We start from the raw sequence: 2,832 nt of genomic DNA on the forward strand, positions 1-2,832 counted from the left end.
CAACCCGAGCGCGGCGATGGCCCGCAGGTCCTCTATCCCCTCGTTCGGGCTGCGCATCGCCGTCTGGCCGACACCGAACAGCCGATCCGGATGGGCGCCGGAGTACTCGGCGATCCAGCGGTTGTAGGCGTCCATGCACGCCTTCTTGTAGTCCAGGTCGCGGTGGTTGCAGAGAGCCATGCCGACGGTGGGATAGACGACCTCGCCGGCCACCCCGTCGCGATCCTGATCGGCCAGGCGGGCCTCGGGGTCCCATCCCCCCCTGTGGAGCTCGTCGAAGCGCACGCCGAAGGTGCTGATCTCCTCGGCCGGCTTGCCGGCCGCGGCCACGAGGCCCATCGGCACCGGCACCTTCATGCCCGGGATCACGAAGATGTCGCCCAGCTTGTCGTCGTGAGCCAGGTGCGGAGCGTCCGCTCGATACCTGGCGTCGATCCTCGGCCCGTACGTGTCGGGCGGCTCGGTCACATGCGAGTCCGCCGAGATCATGGTCACGGGCACACTTGCCTCCATTCGCTCGAACCGGCCTGCATGGTCGGTCTTGGGTTCGCCGGTCCCCGCCTCACCGTCGCAGCAGCTTGCCGGGCCGGGCGTCCTCCAGGTCGACGCCGGATGCCCGGGTTTGCGTGCCATCGACCCAGACGTGATCGATGCCCACGCTGTCGACGATCAGCCGGTCCGCACCGGCCGGAAGGTCCCACGTGCGAACGGGCGCCGTCGTCCCCACCCGCTCGGGGTCGAAGGCCACCAGGTCGGCGACGTATCCCTCTCGAACCAGGCCCCGCCCACCGAGGCGGAACACCTCAGCGGGATGGCCGGTGAGCCGCCAGACGGCCTCTTCCAGCGAGAGTGTCTGGCGCTGGCGCGACCAGTAGCCCAGCAGGTGGGTCGAGAAGCAGGCGTCACAGAGCTGGCTCGCGTGCGCCCCTGCGTCGGACAGGCCCAGCACGGTTCGCCTGTCCCGCAACAGGTCGGCCACCTCGACCTCGTCGTCGTTCAGCAGCACCACCTGGAACCGCGTTCGGAGGCCGTCCTCCAGCGACAGATCGATGAGCACGTCGAAGGGCTCGAGACCCCGCTCCGCGGCGACCTCCGCCACGGTGCGACCTCGCAGATCCTGATGGCGCTCGGTCTCTTCGATCGACATCTTGGCCCACCGTTCCGCCCAGGCCTTGCTCACCTCGGGACGGGCTCGCTCTCGCCACCCAGGGTCGGCGTAGACGGCCGCCCGCTCGGCGCGCGGCACCGCCAGCACCTCCTTCACCGACGGGAGCATGGCGATGGGAAACGGATCTTCCAGCGCCACCTGCATGACCAGCGGTCGGCAGGCGATCTGCGGCCACACCTCGCCCCCCAACGAGGCGGTGCGCTCGGCCAGGGCCGTGGCCGTTCCCCGCTCACCAAAGCCGGTGAGCAGCGCCGTCCACGTCACCGGCAGCCCCAGCTGCGTGGAGAGGGTGGCGAACTCGTCGAGGAACAGTCCGGGCCCGGGCGTGATCTGGACGAGGCCTTTTGCCGCCTCCCGGAGCGCGTCGGCGATACGGAACACCTCGTCGACCTCAGCGAGACGGCTCGGCACGGGTCGCCCCCCGGCCCCCGCGTGCGTCGGCGACCGCGAGGTGGCGAACCCGAGGGCGCCGGCCGCCATCGCCTCGAGCACGATCCGGCGCATGGCCTCGACCTCGTCATCCGTCGCAGACCGCTCGACGGCCTCGTCGCCCATGACGTAGAGGCGAAGGGGCGTATGGCCGATGAACGCGCCGACGTTGATCCGCTTCGGGATGCGGTCGAGCGTGTCGAGGTACTCAGGGAACGTCTCGAATCCCCAGGGGATGCCGGCCTCCAGCGCCTCGGCCGACATGCCTTCCACGTTCTCGAGCGTGTGCGCGATCGTCGACCGGTCCTCGGGCCGCGTGGGGGCGATCCCGAAGCCGCAGTTGCCCATGGCCACCGTCGTCACGCCATGCCAGCAGGAGGGGGTCAGATCAGGGTCCCACAGGACCTGGGCGTCGTAATGGGTGTGTATGTCGATGAAGCCCGGCGCCAGCACGAGCCCCGACAGGTCCACCTCCTCGGCGTCCGATGCAACGTCGGGACCGTCGCCGACCGACGCGATCCGCCCGCCCTCGACCACCACGTCGGCCCGGTACGCCGGGCCCCCGGACCCGTCGACCACCAGCGCCCCCCGCAGCACGTAGCTCATACGACCTCCTCCACTCACCGCTGAGTCTCGCCAGGCAAGTCGCCACCGTCAACGCGTGGCGACCGATCGCCGCCCAGCCAGCCGCCCCGGCTCGAGCTATCCACGCCCTCTCTGACCTCGGGTCCTACGCTTTGGTCGTGAAGGGTGATCGGGTCGAGGTCCTCGTGGACATCGGCGGGGGCGTGCGCCAGTTCGATGTGCGAGCCACGAAGGCGGGCCGGCGAGTCGAGGTGTCCTCCGGTCGGGGCCTCATGGAGGTGACCGAGGTCACCCGGTCCGGCCAGCCGGTGCGCACCGCCCGCTTCATGTCGGCCCGCGTGGTCAGCGTCGTGGAACATCCCGCCACCGACAAGTAGGCGTCGTCCCCTCGCCGCCGCCGGCTGAGGGGAGGCGGCGTCAAATGTCGGAATTGTTGGGATGACGGCAGGATCCGGCCTTGGGCGGGCCGAACTAACGGGCCCATGCCGCGGAGTGTGCGCCGGTCTGTCGCGCCGGGGGGCGGATGAGCGGGCCGTCCCTGCCAGGCAACATGTCGACCGCAGACCAGCTGGCACAGCCCCGGTCGCGACCTGGTCCCGCCGAGCTCATCGAGCGCGCCACGACCTCGCGCCTTGTCATCGTGCGGCTCC

At 70.4% G+C, this 2,832-nt stretch carries 3 protein-coding genes; 1 reads left to right on the plus strand and 2 read right to left on the minus strand.

Going from position 1 to position 2,832, the window contains the following annotated elements:
* The coding region (locus tag VH112_12815) for a hypothetical protein (GenBank protein ID HEX4541115.1) at nt 1-501 on the minus strand (501 nt) is incomplete at its 3' end.
* 61 nt (nt 502-562) lie between these two features.
* Nucleotides 563-2,203 carry an amidohydrolase family protein gene (locus VH112_12820; protein ID HEX4541116.1) on the minus strand — a complete coding sequence of 547 codons (1,641 nt, stop codon included), beginning with the start codon at nt 2,201-2,203 and terminating at the stop codon, nt 563-565.
* Between the two features lie 137 nt (nt 2,204-2,340).
* Here VH112_12820 and VH112_12825 point away from each other — a divergent pair, with 137 nt between their 5' ends.
* Complete coding sequence (locus tag VH112_12825; protein HEX4541117.1) at nt 2,341-2,559, plus strand: hypothetical protein; 219 nt, start codon at nt 2,341-2,343, stop codon at nt 2,557-2,559.
* Nucleotides 2,560-2,832 lie beyond the last annotated feature (273 nt).

This window comes from Acidimicrobiales bacterium (genome assembly GCA_036270875.1).
Lineage (GTDB): Bacteria > Actinomycetota > Acidimicrobiia > Acidimicrobiales > AC-9 > AC-9.

Bases quoted from the DNA above. Each gene is read 5' to 3' on its own strand.
- VH112_12820 (HEX4541116.1), bottom strand. From the start codon at position 2,203: ATGAGCTACGTGCTGCGGGGGGCGCTGGTGGTCGACGGGTCCGGGGGC.